This is a genomic window from Planctomicrobium mucosum, from assembly GCF_051466335.1.
GTDB lineage: Bacteria > Planctomycetota > Planctomycetia > Planctomycetales > Planctomycetaceae > Planctomicrobium.
The window spans coordinates 840,756-858,624 of the sequence record NZ_CP195793.1 but is presented as its reverse complement, the minus strand read 5'-3'; the positions used below and the strand labels follow the sequence as shown (position 1 = coordinate 858,624).

The 17,869-nt window shown below is 52.4% G+C and carries 13 protein-coding genes; 9 read left to right on the top strand and 4 right to left on the bottom strand.

All coding sequences use genetic code 11. From position 1 onward, the window contains the following. Window positions 1-157: 157 nt before the first annotated feature. The 6 genes from SH668x_RS03530 (at window position 158) to ilvE (ending at window position 9,945) form a co-directional block, all read left to right on the top strand. On the top strand, window positions 158-1,582 hold the full coding sequence (locus SH668x_RS03530; protein WP_437187316.1) for a cytochrome P450: 1,425 nt from the start codon (window positions 158-160) through the stop codon (window positions 1,580-1,582). 655 nt (window positions 1,583-2,237) lie between these two features. Beyond that, a complete protein-coding gene (gene fusA, locus SH668x_RS03525; RefSeq protein WP_437187315.1) occupies window positions 2,238-4,370 on the top strand; it encodes an elongation factor G in 2,133 nt (710 codons plus the stop codon). Window positions 4,371-4,673: 303 nt separating this feature from the next. Next, window positions 4,674-6,263, top strand: coding sequence for a hypothetical protein (locus SH668x_RS03520; RefSeq protein WP_437187314.1), 1,590 nt, complete (start codon window positions 4,674-4,676; stop codon window positions 6,261-6,263). A 179-nt stretch (window positions 6,264-6,442) separates the two neighbouring features. Beyond that, entirely contained in the window at window positions 6,443-8,089 is a 1,647-nt protein-coding gene (locus tag SH668x_RS03515) for an ABC transporter permease (RefSeq protein ID WP_437187313.1), read from the top strand. Window positions 8,090-8,195: 106 nt separating this feature from the next. Continuing rightward, complete coding sequence (locus SH668x_RS03510; RefSeq protein WP_437187312.1) at window positions 8,196-8,942, top strand: ABC transporter ATP-binding protein; 747 nt, start codon at window positions 8,196-8,198, stop codon at window positions 8,940-8,942. Between the two features lie 145 nt (window positions 8,943-9,087). After that, a complete protein-coding gene (gene ilvE / locus SH668x_RS03505) occupies window positions 9,088-9,945 on the top strand; it encodes a branched-chain-amino-acid transaminase (RefSeq protein ID WP_437187311.1) in 858 nt (285 codons plus the stop codon). 75 nt (window positions 9,946-10,020) lie between these two features. Here ilvE and SH668x_RS03500 read toward each other — a convergent pair whose 3' ends face one another. The 3 genes from SH668x_RS03500 to SH668x_RS03490 all read right to left on the bottom strand — a co-directional run bounded on the left by SH668x_RS03500 (window position 10,021) and on the right by SH668x_RS03490 (window position 13,081). Next, window positions 10,021-10,269 (bottom strand): RNA-binding S4 domain-containing protein, encoded by a 249-nt coding sequence (locus SH668x_RS03500; RefSeq protein WP_437187310.1) that lies wholly within the window; start codon window positions 10,267-10,269, stop codon window positions 10,021-10,023. Window positions 10,270-10,424: 155 nt separating this feature from the next. Then, on the bottom strand, window positions 10,425-11,477 hold the full coding sequence (locus tag SH668x_RS03495; RefSeq protein ID WP_437187309.1) for a transaldolase family protein: 1,053 nt from the start codon (window positions 11,475-11,477) through the stop codon (window positions 10,425-10,427). A gap of 59 nt (window positions 11,478-11,536) precedes the next feature. Then, on the bottom strand, window positions 11,537-13,081 hold the full coding sequence (locus tag SH668x_RS03490; RefSeq protein WP_437187308.1) for an alpha/beta hydrolase-fold protein: 1,545 nt from the start codon (window positions 13,079-13,081) through the stop codon (window positions 11,537-11,539). Window positions 13,082-13,446: 365 nt separating this feature from the next. Here SH668x_RS03490 and SH668x_RS03485 point away from each other — a divergent pair, with 365 nt between their 5' ends. From SH668x_RS03485 to SH668x_RS03475, 3 genes are all read left to right on the top strand, one after another. Continuing rightward, window positions 13,447-13,782, top strand: a complete 336-nt coding sequence (locus SH668x_RS03485) for a hypothetical protein (RefSeq protein WP_437187307.1) — start codon at window positions 13,447-13,449, stop codon at window positions 13,780-13,782. A gap of 324 nt (window positions 13,783-14,106) precedes the next feature. Beyond that, window positions 14,107-14,658: an RNA polymerase sigma factor gene (locus SH668x_RS03480; RefSeq protein ID WP_437187306.1), complete on the top strand. Its 552-nt coding sequence runs from the start codon at window positions 14,107-14,109 to the stop codon at window positions 14,656-14,658. 172 nt (window positions 14,659-14,830) lie between these two features. After that, a complete protein-coding gene (locus SH668x_RS03475) occupies window positions 14,831-15,073 on the top strand; it encodes a hypothetical protein (protein WP_437187305.1) in 243 nt (80 codons plus the stop codon). A 69-nt stretch (window positions 15,074-15,142) separates the two neighbouring features. Here the strand turns inward: SH668x_RS03475 and SH668x_RS03470 are convergent, their stop codons facing one another. Beyond that, a complete protein-coding gene (locus SH668x_RS03470; protein ID WP_437187304.1) occupies window positions 15,143-17,827 on the bottom strand; it encodes a hypothetical protein in 2,685 nt (894 codons plus the stop codon). Window positions 17,828-17,869 lie beyond the last annotated feature (42 nt).

Below are 17,869 nucleotides of genomic sequence, written 5' to 3'. Positions count from 1 at the left end.
CTACGATAGACGGAAACGTTCTATCCTCCCCAAAGATGTACTTTATGTTTTCATTTCGGGAATCTCAGGTGTTGCATCAGGGCATTTGGAAGGTATCAATATAAGCTATTGTTTACCTAGACCTCCCAATATTACATCGACGGCATGGATGCCAGACATGACAAACCTCTCGATCTCCTCAATGAACCCACCATTGCCTGTCAAAAGTGGTCGAATCGCCGATTTCGCCGACGATCCGGCGCGCTGCATGACGCAGCTTCACGCTGAATTTGGTGAAATTGCTGCCATCGAAGAAAACTCGCAACGATTGCACTTCGTATTCGGTCCAAATTATACGAAGCAGGTGCTATCGGATTCTCAGCATTTTCACTCGCAGTTTTTTGCGATTCGAGGACCGAGAAAATCCGCCCAAAGACGCGTCACAAGTGGCCTCCTCACGATGAATGGCGAAAGCCATAAACAACACCGTCGCATAGTGATGGGTCCGTTCCAGAAGCGCGCCGTATCAGCATACCACGACACCGTTGTAAGCATCAGTCAGCAGGCAATGGCAGACTGGAGGCCAGGTCAGGTTCGTGATCTCGCAGCAGACATGACCCATTACATGCTCCAGCTCACTAGTTCGATTCTGTTTGGAATCGATATTCCCGAATTGGCATTCCGGGTCGGTGAACTGACAGAGCGATGGGTTGCCCTCAATCACAAGGTCGGTCCTTCTGCATTCTTCTCAGATGACCAGACCGGCGCACTCTACGATGAACTTCTGAGGGCAGCGGAAGAGCTGGAAGAAGCGGTCCAGGAAATGATCGCGATCCGTCGAAGCGGGAAACTCGGATTCGACGTTTTGTCACTTCTGATTCGCGCTCATGAGCAAGAAGCAGGTGTGACTGATGACCAGTTGATCGGACACATCGTCCTCTTGTTCGGCGCAGCCCATCTGACGTCCGCTCATACATTGACCTGGACGCTGTTCCTTTTGGCACAGCACCCAGAAATCATGGCCAAACTCCATCGTGAGTTAAATGAGACCCTGGCCGGCGGAGCACCTCGTCAGGAAGATCTCGAATCGATGACTTACCTCGATTCGGTCCTCCGGGAAAGCATGCGAATTCTCCCAGCGAGCGCGTATTCCCTGCGAGTTGCTGCAGAACCACTCCAGCTTGGCCCGTTCAACCTGCAGCGCGGGTCGACAGTCATCTTCAGCCAGTTCATCACCCATCACATGGAGAATCTTTATCCTCAGGCGAAGCGATTCATCCCTGAGCGTTGGGAAACGATCAGCCCTTCTCCGTACGCCTATTTCCCGTTCGGCGCTGGTCCCCGAATGTGTGTTGGAGCGGCCCTCGGAATGATGCAGCTGAAAATTTCACTTCCGATGATTCTCAACCAGTTCAAAATGACCCTTCAACAGGATGCAGACGTCAACGCGAGCATTCTGTCGACCATGTTATTTCCGGTGACCCCTGTTCCGGTTCAACTCGCCGAGCATAACGGGCACTTTGAATCCCGCATTGTCACAGGTTCCATTCACGATATCGTGGACCTTCCTTCCAAGTCTCGCGGGAAATTGCGAGTCGCCTGACCGCTATGGCGTGCGAATGGAGTGGAGTTCAGTTAGCAAATTTGAGAAACTGAAGCACTGCACACCACAGAACTCGCGAGCTGCAATTAAATCGTTTTACGGACTGCAGTTACAGCCCCTATACATTTCCAGCGATGAACGGGTCGGGAGTTGTGGCTGATACGTCAGCATAGGCAAACTAAGTTTTTATTGAATCGCTCTTTTCCTGTCCCGTCGAGTCTCCTATGATCGAGGGGTCAAAAAGTGGGATACTGCGATAAATTTGCATTGTCATCGCTGACGGTGTGGCATGAGAACTGCTAAAATCCGTTGGTTGACTCTTCGTAAGACGCATCTCAACGTTGTGCCGGTCGAAGTGATCTCGCGTGATAAACGAGAAGTGCTCAGTCTTTTGACCGACACAGGGATTCCGCTACTTTCTTGATGTGGTTTCAAATCACCGAAAAGCAGCCGGAGCTTTAAGAACAGGACTAGTCAGCATGCAGAACCCTATTCGAGCTGTTCGGGGTTAGCCGCTTTCCTTCACGTACAGTGAGGGGAAGGAGGCAGTTTGCTGGCATCGCTTTGTACCGCGAGTAAGCGGTTAATGGGATTTCTGTAAAGCAGTAATCCGCATAATGAAATTCTCTACTTTCTTTTCCCAACTGGTAGCGACATGGATCTGAATAAAGTTCGTAATATCGGGATTTCCGCCCACATCGACTCAGGTAAGACGACACTGACTGAGCGAATTCTTTACTACACCGGTCGTATTCACAAGATCAATGAAGTGAAGGGTGATGGCGACGGGGCAACCATGGACAGCATGGACCTCGAACGTGAACGCGGAATTACCATCGCTTCCGCTGCAACCCAAGTTCGCTGGAATGACAACACAATCAACGTCATCGACACCCCGGGACACGTGGACTTCACCGTTGAAGTGGAGCGTAGTCTCCGCGTTCTCGACGGCGCCGTTCTGGTTCTGTGCTCTGTCGGTGGAGTTCAAAGTCAGTCGTTGACCGTCGACCGCCAGATGAAGCGATACAAGGTTCCACGCATCGCCTTCGTCAACAAGATGGACCGAACTGGTGCGAACTTCTACAACGTTGTGAAGCAGATTCGTGACAAGCTGGGCGCAACTCCAGTTCCGATCCAGATTCCAATCGGCGCCGGTCCAACCTTTAACGGTGTGATCGACCTCATCGACATGCAGGCCGTTTACTTTGACGAGCCTCGTGGAGAAACCATTCGTCGCGAAGCAATTCCAGCAGAACTCCTGGAAGAAGCTCAAACTTACCGCCACGAAATGCTCGAAGGCCTGTCCATGTTCAGTGACGAGCTGATGGTGGCAATGCTCGAAGAGCAGGAAATTCCCGCTGACGAAATTCGCAAGATTATTCGCGGTGCCACATTAACTCAGTCCATCACCCCAGTGATGTGTGGTTCGGCGTTCAAGGACAAAGGTGTTCAGGAGTTGCTTGACGGCGTCGTCTCGTACCTGCCACGTCCAAACGATCGTATCGTGACCGCTATCGACATCGACACGACAGCTAAGCTGCAGAAGTCGGGCGAACTCGGTGAACACGAGACCAAGCGTATCACTCTGAGCGACGATGCAAACGATCCTCTCGTTTGCATGGCGTTCAAGACCGTCATGGAGCAGTTCGGGCAGTTGACTTACACCCGACTCTACCAGGGAACGATCAAAAAGGGTGAAAGCTACATCAACACCCGTACCGGCAAGAAGATTCGCTTCGGCCGTCTCGTCCGCATGCATGCGGACGAGCGTGAAGATATCGAAATTGCTGAAGCTGGTGACATCATCGCTGTCGTCGGTATTGACTGTGCGTCCGGAGACACATTCTGTGCAGAGAGTGTGAACTACTCGCTCGAAAACATCTTCGTTCCAGAGCCTGTGATTCGTCTGTCAATCGAGCCGGCACAACGTGACGGTGCAGACCGCCTCGGCAAGGCTCTTGAGCGTTTCCGCCGCGAAGACCCAACCTTCCACGTCAGCAGCGATCCTGAAACCAACGAAACGATTATCGCTGGTATGGGACAGTTGCACCTCGAAATTTACATCGAGCGAATCAAACGCGAATATCGATGTGAAGTGGTTGTCGGTGAGCCGAAAGTGGCTTACAAGGAAATGCCGACCAAGACCGTCGAGTACAACTACAAGCACAAGAAGCAGACCGGGGGTTCGGGACAATACGCCCATATCGTCGGTAAGATTTTCCCACTTCCAGAAGAAGGGGAACAGGGCTTCCAGTTCAACAACAACATCAGCCAGGGTCGTATTCCTGGTCAGTTCATCCCAGCGGTGAAAGACGGCTTCGAGCGAGCACTTGTCAAGGGACCGTTGATCGAGTGCGAAGTGGTTCGTGTTGCTGCGGATCTGGACGACGGAAGTTACCACGACGTCGACTCATCCGAAAAAGCATTCGAAACCGCTGGTTGGGGATGTATGCGAGAATCACTTGAGAAGGCCGGAATGGTTCTCCTCGAGCCAATCATGCGATTGGAAGTGGAAGCTCCTGAAGAGTATCAGGGTTCCGTGACCGGTCACCTTTCCTCGAAGCGTGGTCTGATCACTTCGACCGACGCCCGTGAAGGTTCATGCGTGATTAACGCAGAAATCCCACTGGCAGCGATGTTCGACTATGCAAACGAACTTCGTTCGATGACTCAAGGTAAGGGTGGCTTCAGCATGGAATTCGGTTCCTACAAGCAGGTTCCGAAGAACATTCAGGAAGAAGTCGTTGAGCGTCGCCGCAAAGAAAAGGCTGAGCGAGCCAAGAAGTAGTCAGTGAAAGTTCATTTCACTTCCCTGTGAATGTGATTTGAAATTGACCTGCCAATGCACCGGAAGCCCGAGAACTTTTCTCGGGCTTCCTTTTTTGCAGTTTAAGAACTGCCTCCATGAGGTCAGATTCCTGCGACACGATCAGTGAACGCAGGCGAGACCATGATCGAGTCCATTCCGACCACCATGGAAATCCATCCCCCGCCGGAATAAGTCTCAGCGGTCGCGAATTGTGTTCTGTCGCCCGGACGATTATTTTGAGATGATCCAGATCAACACAATTCCCGGTAGCGTCGATCGATCATGCAACTGACACAGCACCTTGTACCATACTTGTTGCTGTTCCAATTGCTCTTCCCTGCTCTGGCTGCGGCAATAGTCTTTCTACTGCTCCAGCGGTGCCCAAAAGTCGCCGCACGTCTTTCAGTTGTTGTCTATGGCCTTCTGGCATTGACCGGGCTGGTGCTGCTCAGGGAAGCACAACTACTGCCTGCTTTGGAAGATTTCGATAACGCAATTACGATTGAGTGGCAGCTGCGTTCTCCGCAACCCGGACATCAGTGGGCGGATCGAATTTCGTGGAGGTTAACAAGCGACTCTGCGTTGCTGATTGCAGTCCTTCCGTGGGTCGGCGTCACTACTCAGCTATTCTCACGTTCCCCGGTGAACACGTCACAACGGACGTCATTGAATCTCCTGATTGCCTCGCTCGTCAGCCTGTTCATTGTTGGTGACGATTTCGGAACACTGCTCTCGAGCGGTTTCTTCACCGCGATTCTGATCTCACTCTCGGTGGCTACGTCCGGGATTCAGCACCGTCGACGATCTGCCAATGTATTTCTTGTAATGCAGGTGATCGGCCTGATACTCATGGGGGCCAGTCTTGCGATGTTCTCATCGAGCGCATCAATGATTCAATCCGTCCCTGTCGCGGCACCGGGAGAGACGAAAGCAACTATTTTTGAGCTGGCCAGTCGAATTCAGACTGCATTTCAATTGCATCCAGCTGCGACCGAACTTTGGGGTGAGTATCGCGAGCTGCCATCGCTCATCTGGATACTCGGCCTCGCAATCGCCTCGGGTTGCTTTCCATTTCATTTGTGGTTCTCCGAAGTCAATGCTTCATCGCATCTCCAAGATCGAATCTGGATTCTCGTATGGAGCAAAGTGCTGCTGTTCGTAGGGGTCAGCACACTGATGGAGCTGGATCCGGAAGCCGTGAAGAACTTCGGAAACTGGGCTCTTTACATCACGGTTTCGGGTGCGTCCTTCGTCGCACTGATGATGTTCTCCCATGCTCAACTGCCAGAGATTCTCAGCAATACCGTGATCTGGACACAGCAGATCACGTTGATTTCTGTGATCGCGATTCCGGATGCGATCGGAGCACTTCTGTCAGGGTTAGTCATCGGGGAGATTGCTTCGCTCATTCTGCTCAGTGTCACAGTCTCGACAATCACAGAGCGATTCCGAAGTACCGAATTAGTCCGCTATCAAGGCTTGAATGCGATCGCACCTTGGCTGCCGCCCACGCTCCTCCTGTGTTGCCTGACTCTCACGCTGACACCGGGAGTGACAGGCTTTGCTCAAGCCTGGAGCGCAATGATTTCGTTGGAAGGAATCGGGACCAGTGGAGGAGCAGCGCTGCGATGGGTCGTCCTGATTTCCAATCTCCTCGCAGTAGCTGGACTACTCAGATTGTTCAGGCAACTCGGAAGTGGAGACCTGCATTTGCCTGAACATCCTCAGCCACTCCGTGAACAGCTTCAATCTTCTGACGCCAAAGCGAGCCTCTGTTTTACAGCATTCCAGTACTCCCTGTTCATTTTCTGGGCGGGAATTGCTCTTGCGTTCGCATTCATCATTCCAGCGCAAGTCCTCTTCTCTGAATAGACGGTCTCTCCACAAGTTCTTTTCCTAAAAAGAGAACGGATTTCTTATTGCGAGGTATTTCGAAGTAATCGCGTCCAGCAAAAAAAGCGATAGAACCGGCAGAATTCGCCTCGACGCATTTCCGGAATCGACCTAAACTCCCGGCCGATGGCAAGGACGCCAAATGCAAAGGAATGCGCATGTACAAATTTTTGATCGCGAATCGCTACCTACGAACCCGGTTTATTGCGCTCGCAAGCGTGATCAGCGTGACGTTGGGTGTGGCGACGATGATTGTCGTCAATAGCGTGATGTCTGGTTTCAGCAGCCAGATGCGCGAGAGAATTCATGCGACACTGGGCGACGTGATGGTCGAAACGACCAGCATGGATGGCACGACTGACACCGAGAGCCTTCTGAAAGAAGTCGATGCTCTCGCTGGCGACTACATTCAGGCATTGACTCCGACTGTCGAAATCTACGGCATGATGAGTTTCCGCTGGATGGGACGAGACGTCTACCGGCTGGTCACACTCGTAGGGATCGACCCTGAATCCAAAAACGCAGTGAGTCCACTGGCGCAATACCTCCAAAGTCGTCAAACCATGACTGAGGACGATGTCGTTGTCCGGAATCCACTGCGTGCAATGGACTCCCCACTCGATTGGTCGCTGACCAAGGAAGCATTGACCTACCGTTCAGAATGGGTGCGAGCACAGCAATTCGAAGAATATGGCCGCAGCTATCAGTCTGCAGCCAAACCGTATTCAGCAGACGGCGTTCAGCCATCAATCGTCAACAAAAACGGATTCCAACTCGAAGAACTCGCCGTTGAGGACGGAGTTCAGTTGGCGACAGGAAATTCGGTCGAAGACGACGCCAACAGCATCTTTGATGATCCGTTCCAAGGGACGAATCCATTGGCCGTTGAGACCAAAAATCCTGAAGATCCCTTGCCAGCAAGAATCTATGTCGGCAGTGGCCTGATCAGTTTCCCTTACAAAGAAACGGGGACTGACAAAACTCGCACCATGCATATGGCCAAGCCCGGTCAGGACGTGGTGTTGACCACAATTAAAGCGGGTCAGCCAGAACCCGCAGCGTTCAAGGCCACAATCGTTGACGTCTTCAAGAGCGGAATGAGTGAATACGATTCCAACCTTGTTTTCTGCAACCTCGATGAATTGCAGTACGTTCGCGGCATGCTGTCAGGTCCCGATCCAAGTCGCCCTCGAGAGAACCTCGACTGGAAGAAGGGGGCAGTCACTACGTTACAGATCAAACTCAAAGACTACCGGGACGCTCAAGAAGTGGTTCGCCGCCTGAGTCAGGGTCTGAGCGGATATTTTCAGGTTCGAACCTGGGAGCAGAAGCAAGGTCCACTTCTCGAAGCGGTGGCGGTCGAGTCTGCCATTCTCAACGTGCTCCTGTTCCTCATCATCACCGTTGCTGGATTCGGTATTCTGGCGATCTTCTTCATGATCGTCGTCGAGAAGACCCGCGACATTGGAATTCTCAAAGCGCTCGGAGCGAGTTCCCGCGGGATTATGATGATCTTCCTCTCTTACGGACTCTCGTTGGGAGTCGTTGGAAGCGGGGCCGGAGTCGTGCTTGGATTATTGTTTGTGCACTACATCAACGAGATTGAAGAAGTTCTCTCAATGGTGACAGGGCATAAAGTTTTCGACGAATCGATTTACTACTTCCATGAGATTCCAACGGCAGTTCATCCATCGATGGTGGCATGGGTTGCTGCTGGGGCAATGATCATTGCAGTACTCGCCAGCGTACTCCCCGCTCGACGGGCGGCAGCATTGCATCCAGTCCGTGCCCTGCGTCAGGACTGACCCTGAATACTGTTGTTCCAGAGAGTGGCTCTACTCTCATGTTCTGGTGTGAGACCTGAGTCTCCGTACTGAATTCGAAGTTTCTGTAGACGAGATTGAGCCATCCATGTTGACCATCCAGCGGACAATTTCCATGCAGAATCGACTTCCTCATCTTTGTGCCAAGGCTGTAGACAAAGCCTACAGAAAAGGAGAGCACAAGGTTCCGGTGTTACGGGGAGTTGATATCTCCGTCCATCGCGGCGAGTTTTTGTCGATTGTCGGTCAGTCCGGTTCCGGAAAAAGCACGCTCATGCACCTGTTAGGTCTTCTGGACGAACCTGATCAGGGTGAAATCTGGTTGGATGGAGCGCGGATCGACCAACTTCCGGTGGCAACACGGGATGAACTGCGAAACAACGTTTTTGGATTTGTTTTTCAGTTTTACCATCTTTTGCCCGAACTGACTCTTTTGGAGAATGTCCTTTCTCCGCTGATGATCCGTTACTCCATGTTCGAGTACTGGAGAAAAAGAAAAGAACTGCGTGAGCAGGGCTTGGAAATAATTGAAAAAGTGGGACTCTCCCACAGAATCCGCCATCGCCCCTCGGAACTTTCCGGGGGAGAGATGCAGCGGGCAGCGATCGCACGTTCACTGGCTGGCCGACCTTCGGTTCTTCTGGCCGATGAACCGACCGGCAATCTCGATTCGCGGACCGGTCAGGAAATCATGAACGTCCTGCACAAGTTGAATGAGACCGAAGCCCTGACTATTATCATGGTGACCCATGATGACGCGATTGCTGGGCAGGCGGGACGAATTGTACGTCTTTGCGAAGGACGCATTCAATCGCTGGAAGAAATTGCAGCCTAACAGCTGTTTCAGTTCTGGAAGTTCGTCATCCGAAACGTCTGCCGAGATCGATCCCCGAAGACAGTTGGGAATCAGACTCGAGTGTTCGTTTCGGATGTTGCGTTTCAGACGTTCAAGTTTTGATGAAAGCACGGGATTTCCCACCATGTCACAAAAGATCTATCTCGACGGAAAACTGGTGGAGAAAGAGCACGCTGTGATCAGCGTGTACGACCACGGCCTGCTGTATGGGGACGGAGTCTTCGAAGGAATCCGCGTTTACTCCGGAAAAGTCTTCCGACATCAGGATCACATCGATCGCCTTTACGAGAGCGCCTTGGCGATCCGCTTGATCATTCCGATTTCACCGGAACAAATGCTGAAGGCGGTCGAAGAAACCGTCGCAGCCAACGGCATCCAGGATGGTTACGTCCGACTGGTTGTGACTCGCGGATCAGGAACACTGGGACTCGACATTCGTCGCACCAGTCATCCGCAAGTGATCATCATCGCAGACACCATCAAGATGTATCCGCAGGAGATGTACGACAAGGGGATGGAGATCATCACTGCAAGCACGATTCGCAATCATCCCAACGCATTGAGCCCACGCATCAAGTCTTTGAACTACCTCAACAATATCATGGCGAAGGTCGAAGGGACCGATGCTGGATTTGAAGAGGCACTGATGCTGAACCATGTTGGTGAAGTGGCTGAGTGCACCGGCGACAATATTTTCATCGTGAAGAATGGGGTGCTGAAAACTCCATCGACAGACTCTGGAATTCTCGAAGGAGTGACACGAAACGTCGTCATCGAACTCGCCAAGGAAGCGGGAATCGAAGTTCGCGAAATGACGTTGTTGCGACATGACATTTACGTGGCAGATGAGTGTTTCCTGACCGGAACTGCTGCCGAGGTCATTGCTGTGACCAAGCTCGATGGTCGCGTTATCGGAAGCGGTCTTCCCGGTCCAATTACGACCCAACTTCGCACCCGGTTCAAAGAGTACGTTCGATCCTAGAGCGACTCTCTCGACTTAGACTACGGCGGCGATAATCACGATTGTTATCGCCGCCGTAGTCATTGAGTAGCCGGGTTAGTCTTCAAAGAGCCCAGGCTCGTCATCGATCAGATACTCATCAACAGAAACCTGGTGACCATCGATTTCGACGATGTCTCCAAGGGCCAATTTTCTGCGGCGGCGGAGTTCGATTTCTCCGTTCACCATGACATCGCCGGCCTGAATCATCACCTTTGCTTGTCCACCAGTATTGGTCAGCCCGCTCATCTTCAAAAACTGGTCGAGCCTCAGTGGTTCACGCGTGGGATCTGGGTCTTGTGACAAGAGTCACTCTTTCTTCTTCTGGTGGCTTGTTGATGCGCCAGTCTGTTGTTCGCTGAAAAGGTCATGCGTTCCATTTTCAGAGGGAACGTAAAACCGGACGCGTGCCCAGCAAAGCACACGTCCGGTTCACTACAATTCAGATTCTCACATGGGTCCTACTTGGCTTGCAAGAGTGATCGCTTTTGGGCGATCAGGTCGAGCAAAGCTTTTTGAGGCTTGGCAAATTTCTCGAGCCCTTCCCGCATCAGGTCTTCTTCCATCTTCACGAAGTCGACCTTCTGATCAATCTCTGCGATCACAGCGGCAGGAAGCATTTGATCGACCTGTCGCGTGTAGCTGTGCCCCAGTGCCTGAACAGCCGCGTTCGTATCAGGTGGATTGGTCTGAATATCTGAGCCAGCCAGAGCCGCCACGTACTTGTCTTTCGGATCTTCGGGCTTCTTCGTGCCCGTGCTCGCAAAAATGATCTCCTGCTTCAGCGGCAGGGACTTCTCTTCCCAATAGGATGCATTCTCTTGCCAGATCCGTTTGACGTTCAGAATCCCGACTTGCCCCTGTGCTTCCGGAGAGAGGTCAGGAGCATGCTTTGCGGTGTACACATCAATGCGACTGACGAAAATACTGTAGACAGACTTGAGAGGTTTCCCAGCTGTGCGACGTTGTGCTCCTCGCCAGACTGCTTCGCGAGCCTCTTTGTATTGACGATCGCTGAAGATCAGTGTGACGTTCAATGTCACACCGGCGGCTGTCAGTTCCTCAAGTGCCAGCAATCCACCTTCGGTCGCTGGCACCTTGATCATGCGATTCTTGTGACCAGCGGCCCATTTCTTTCCGAGCTCAATGTAACGGGCGGCGCGCTCTTCAACCGCAATCGGGTTGTCAACATCTTCGAGGAGTGGATCGAGTTCGAAACTGACGTACCCATCATTTCCGTTCGTCTTTTCCCAGACTGGAAGAAAGACGTTCTGGGCATCCTGAACAAGCTTGTCGGTCAGTTTCCAGGCCAGTGTCGAGTCATCGAGTCCTTCAGCGATTAGCTTCGAAATCTCATCATCAAACCGACCGGTCTGAATGAGATCGGAAATGATAATTGGATTGGAAGTCGCTCCGGTTGCTCCCAACCGATAGTTCTCCTGAACCAGGTCTGGATCAATGGAATCAAGCCAGACTTTGGTACCAGATGCAACAAGAGATTCTAGAGGTGTCATTTTCATTGCTTTCGACAAAATTCAATGATTCGACCAATCAGCAATTGCTCATTGGCGAGTTATTGAACATTCGTTGATCCCGGTGCGTTCTGCAAGTTTTTGATGGGGGTAGAAAGATATTTCGCAGCCATTTCCTGCTCGATACGCTGCTTAAGACCACCTTCGAACAGGTTGAAATGATCTCTCCCTGTCATTAATTCAATTTCAGCGTCGCTTTTCAACTCGGCGAGCACGTCCTTCAGGAGTGCCGTCGCCCCTTCCAGATAGAATGTATCTTCCGTTCCCATATAAACATGCAATTTGCCTTCCAGCTTGGGCATGAGCGACTCCCTGTTCGATACCAAGAGCCGAACAATGTCATACTGTTCCCAGTGTTGCATCACGACTGGATCGATCCCACCTGTTTCACGATTCCAGAGAGGTACAGGATGCCCATCTGCACCCCGGGGACCAAAGACCGCCTCGAAACTCTGCAACTGACCGCCGTGACCGAGCACATCCTCCATCTGCGAGAATGCCTCGTAGAAGACAATCGGCTTTCCATTCATCCTTGCAAGCGGACGTGACGTCCCGTCTTCGGCGCGGAACATGTTGTTGCGTTGCTGATACAGATCGATCTGCTGGAAATCACTGAACGTCACGGGATCCGGCGCGGTACTCCAAGTTCCCGCAAAGTGCTCAGGAGCGTTGACTTGAATCCAAAGGCTCGACCACCCCCCGGAGGAATGACCGGTAAGAAATCGCCCTGCTGACCTCGCATCAGTGCGATACGCTGCATCGAGTGCGGGGATGAACTCCTCCACCAAGGCATCCAATACCGGTCCATTGTTCGCGGAGTTCGCAAAGACATGGTGCCCATAACCACAATCCGGATCGAGCATGACACGAATAAATTCAACTCCGAGATCATTTAATTCTTTGTGTTCGCCCCGATTCAGCCCGTACATGTGGTTGCCGCCGAACCCGGGAATTTCAAAGATCACGGGAAACCGACGTTTGGGTTGCGTGAAATAACTGGCAGGAAGACGGACAGAACCTCTGACGCTGACTTCTCTTCCATGAAACTGACTCAGAAGTCGAGAAGGAACCTGGAGAAGTTTGACGGTTTCACTTTCAGGGAACGCAGGCTCCGCAACGACTTGAGAAACGACAACTTGAGTCGCTCTCCCCCGTTTCACCGGGACCACGTTGCTGTACCAGTTCCCCGCTCCTTCACCAATCTGGCGAACGTTGGGGTTTGCTCGAACGACCCCCTGCACAGCCTGAACAGGTGTCTTCTCGAATGAGAAATCTTTGGGAAATCGCTGCACTTTTGGATTCTCCAGCGAGATGACGATCGATTCACCGGGAGGCAAATCTTCCACATCCAAAGACAGAAACGGCTGCGGACGGAACCAATTCGGCCCTGTGCGAGGCTCAGCAACTGATCGATCACCTGCCAGTTGTGTGAATATATACACACGACCGGTAAAAGGCTGATGGTGGATCTCGGGAGAAATCTGAATTTCGAAAAATGAATTTGGGGACTCGCCGAAACTCAAATTCGGAGCGAGACAGAAAACGCTTAACACAAGCGTCAGCAAGAAATTTCGGCGAGAGTACATGGTGCTCCAGACGCATTTTCGGGGGAATCGATCAAAATCTCTCTGAGAGATTACAGATGTATTTACCAGAAAACTTCTGATTTCCTCGAACCTTTTTGATCTTCGAAGGGTCGAATAACCGTACAGAGCTTGTTGGCAGATGTCAGCGGGATTTGACCAGGACTGAGAAAGTCACAGGAAGTTACCGGTCAACATCTCCCTTCTGCCTAAAATGTCACCGAGCAAAGGTCGAGTGGTCCACTTAAGGAAAGGTGACCGCCCCGGAGCAAAGTGAGACGCAGCTGCGAATGTCTCGTTCGCTGCGGCACGAAATTCAGTTTTGTGTTTCCTGGACTGCGAGTAATTCGCAGGGAGTAAGTGCAATCATGCGTAGTGCGATCAACACCAACGGCAACATCATCGGCAATTCTGCGAGCATCCGCTCCGCACGCGCCATGGTCGCTGCTGGTGCCGCATCAGCGCACACTGCTCCTTCCTCGAAACGGCTATCGAAAGTCGACTTCCATCAAGTCAGTAAACCGGTGACCCCGGAATATCCGGTCGTCGTACGCGAGTCGCTTTGCGAGCGACAGCATTCACGATGTCTGACGATGGAAATGCAATCGACGAAGTGGCAACCGCAGATGTGGCGCGCTGCAGCGAATGACCTGCCAGCCGTCGCGTGGGCGACTCTCGTCCTTAACAGGACGTCCTCCATCTGATCGCTCATGCGGTCATCGGGATCAATTCCCCAAGAATGGAAGAGTCGACGCCATGCTCGCAATTTGCGACATGGATCTCGTTGATCTTTCACTCTCAGGTCTGATTTCGAAATTTGGAGTTCGCTCACTCGTCTGTGCAGCAGTACTGACGTCTGTGGCGCCGTATTTCGGCTTTGCCGTTTTCCGGTTCCCCTCAGATGCCTCCTGCGGCTTGACGTGTTGCATTGCCGCAGGTGTCCCTGCTGATGCCCAGTTGCATCAGTCCGCGTGACCTCTTTCGACTTTCGAACTCATCATGAAGCCCCCGCATCGGGGGAGGAAATCATGCTAGACAATACTGAAGTTTTAGATCTCGTGCTCGAAGCACAACGTGGCAACAGAGAAGCATACGGCCGTCTGGTGACGGAATTTGAGCCCGACATTGCCGCAATCTGCTTTCGTCGATTGCGAAATCAGGCAGAGTCTGTGGAAGTGACACAGGAGGTTTTCCTGCGTGCGATGCGAAAACTTGATCAGCTGAGAGAGCCGGAGCGGTTCGTCGGTTGGTTGAAGCGAATCGCTGAGCGGATGTCGATCAACCGGGCCGTTCGACGCCCGCGGGAGACGTATCATGCTCCGGAAACCATCACTGCCGTCGCCAACAGACCATCCCCAGTCGATCGAATTCTGCAGCGAGAACGGGCCGATCAGGTTCGAACAGGACTCAAGCAGTTGCGATCCCTCGATCGTGAAACTCTGCTGGCGTTTTACTTCGAAGGTCAGTCCCTAAAGGAGATGAGCGATCGATTCAGCAGCCCGGTTGGAACGATCAAGAGACGACTCCACACTGCTCGTCATCGCTTGAAGGAAGCACTGGATGAACCACAACTCGCTTGAGTACGGTGACTCCCTTTCCTGAATTCGATGAAAGATGAAAGGAGTGTGCTCTTCTCGTGTACTTCTCCACAGATCTCTTACTCGCCCGTTTCGACTGCTTGTCGAACGGGCGTCTTCTTTTCTACGCCGACAGCTTCGGTGAAGTCGGCGCATCTTGAGTGCGGGACACCTTATGGATCAATCAGACAACTCACGCTCTTCCCAAAGCCTCAGTCGAATCAAAGGCTGTGGAAAACTGTGCCTGGCAATCGGTGCGCTGACCATTCTCGGCACATCGTTAAACATCGTGGGCCATGGCGAAAAGTGGATTCCGGAAGGATTGCGATTCATCGCATTGGTGATGGGGGCTGCTGCGTCGGTCTTCCTGATCGGAATCGGCTTCTCACTTTGGATCGTGGCAGAGCACTCAGGTTGATGTTCCACTAAAAAGACAAGCCGCAGAGTTTCCCCTGCGGCTTGACGTCATTCAGATTGAGCCGAGTAATTACCGTGCCGAGCTGCGTTCCACACCGTGGATGACGTAGAGTTGCTCTCGCCAATCGACAAAGTTGTCGATCATGGATTGTCGCAGAAGTGTGCTGTAGCTTGAGTTGATCCCCTCAGCCAGAAACTTCTTCCTCAACTCTTCAACGCCTTCAGGTGTCGATGGCTCACGTGAATTCACCTTCACGATGTAAATCACTGAATGGTCATCATTGAAGACTGTTGAGACGTCACCTGCGTTCATCTGGCCGAAGACTTTCTTGTAAAATTCTTCGCCAACGTCCGCAGCGCCAGGGATCGCGGTTGCCTGAACAGGAATCTGCTGCTGCATTGAAACCATAGGAACGATTGGCTTCGTCATCCAGGAAATGTCGCCCGTGACACGGACAGGAATAAACAGGCTTTCTGGCGTTCCAGTCACGGTTTCCTCAGCGAGCGCCTCAGTCATTGGCAGATCGCTTTCCTTCACTTTCTTGACAAGAGCATCAGCACGAGCCTGAGCTTTCGGCCGTGCCTGTGCCAATTGCCATGCTTTAATGACCTGGGCTCGGATGCCTGGCTCATCATCAATTTTCTCTGGCTGGTACTGCAACTTGTCTGAGAGTTTCCAGAGTGCGTAAGAGCTCGCAGCACCGAAGTCCGAAGAAACATTCACTCCATACAAGTCTGTTGGGCGCGACTGGAACAGGTAGTCGGCCACCATGACGCGTTGGCTGGTCAGTTGTGAACGGACAACCGGGTAATCTTCGGTATCTCTCATCTCTTCGTAGGAAAGAGGAGTTGAGACGATGTACTTCAACTGATGCTGGCTCGCGTAGAACTTCAGATGTCCAGCTGCGTCGCTGTGGGTGAGGTAATTCTTTTCAGTCTCCTGCATCCCGACTCGGATACTGACGTCCGACAGTTCTTGTTGAGCAGCTTCGATTCTCGCGCTGATGGCAGCTGCAGTGCGTGTCGCGAGAATTTCGTCGCGAAGTTCCGCCTTCAGGGCGTCGTCCAGAACAGGAATTTCAGAAGTTGGAGCAGCTGGAACTTCATCACTTGGAGGGGGCGGAATTGTCTCCTCACCCGTTGCGGGCATTGCACCTTCAGTTCCCGCTTCCGGAACTGCTGGAGCCTCTGCTGCTGGAGCCTCTGTTGCTGGAGTCTCTGTTGCTGGAGTCTCTGTTGCTGGAGTCTCTGTTGCTGGAGTCTCTGTTGCTGGAGTCTCTGTCGCTGGAGTCTCTGTCGCTGGAGTCTCTGTCGCTGGAGTCTCTGTCGCTGGTTCGTCCTGAAGGAATGCGACAGGAATGGTTGCCGACATCAGCTCAACTGATGAAGTGCTTCCTTCCTCAGTCGGAGCTGGTGCCGGAGCTTCCTCTGGGGTGGCTTCCGGAGTCGCTTCAGGAGCAGGTGAAACTGGCGCTTCAGCAGGAGTTTCCGATGCTGGTTCTGCCGCTGCAGGAGCTTCTTCTGTTGTGGGTAACTCTGTTGTCGCTGACTCTGCCGCTGGGGCTTCCGGTGCAGGCTCGGTCATTGGGGCCGCGGGGAGTTCCGGTCCATCGAGCGGAGTGATCTCCGGAACCGCCTTCAGGTAGCGATCGTCATAGAGCTTCTGAATCTCTTCATCGCTCACTTCTCCAACAGTTGCCTGAACAGCGTCGTAATCTGCTTCGAAGTATCCGATCTGAATGCGACGTGGCTGAGCGAACCCGGGACGTCCTGGTTCTGGTCGTCCTTCGAAAGTGAATCCGGCAAAGTTGGACTTATATTCGTTAAAGAGCTTCGCGAGGTCCGCTTCAGATGGCTCAACAGTCGGATCGATGAAGTCGCTCACTGGGACAGAAGCGAGTTCATTCCCCTGCGTCACGTTCATCATGCGGTAGTATTCCCAGTACAACTCTGGTGGGAAGAAATTGTTCCCAGTCAGAAGCTGTTGTGCTCGCTGTGCTTTCAATTCATCACGAATCGCGTCCAACATTCCTCGCTCAGAAAGCTGCAGTCGCTGACGCAGCCGAGTGAATGAATTTGCAGAGAATTTCTTCTCCTGCATCTGCTGAACGATTCCTTTGGCGAAAGTCAGTTCCTGCTCGCTCATCTGTCCGCTCAGTTGGGAAAGACTGTCGAGGAGCCCCTTCTTCGTCGTGAATCCGTTAATGAAATCGGTGACTGCTTTGTCAGAAATGACGATTCCCATCCGGTCTGCTTCACGACGAAGCAATTCCGAAGTGACAACATCGTCAACTGTAATTTCTGATGCGTTTGGATTTCCGAACAGAAGATTCTGCTGTAGCGCTTGCGGCATGTACTGCAGAGGAATCTGGAACGTTTCCTGAAACGCAGTGACGACAAACTGGTTGGCGGCATTGCGATTCTGCATCAGCTGAGAAACCTGATTGCGTGAGAGACTTCCACTGCCGATGGAAACCGCACTCGCTTCACGAGCGTAAAATGCTCCTGCCGCACCAATGGCTGCCCCGACCAGTGCACCGGTGAGCCCCCATTCTGCAGCTTTTCCTCGGGTCAGACCTGCGAGCCATGCCAGTCCTCCAGCCATCGCAGCGAGAAACGCAACGATCAGCGGTTTCGGAACCTGAGTTGGATCCGTCACTGCCCCGAGCAGCACGAAGGAAATCATTGACAGGCCAGTGACCACCACCATTAAGGTGCGTTGGTGACGCCGGAAAATCGAAAATGGCGAGCTCATCCCTGTCCCTCTGAATCAATAGAAATTTTGCCTGCAGAGGAT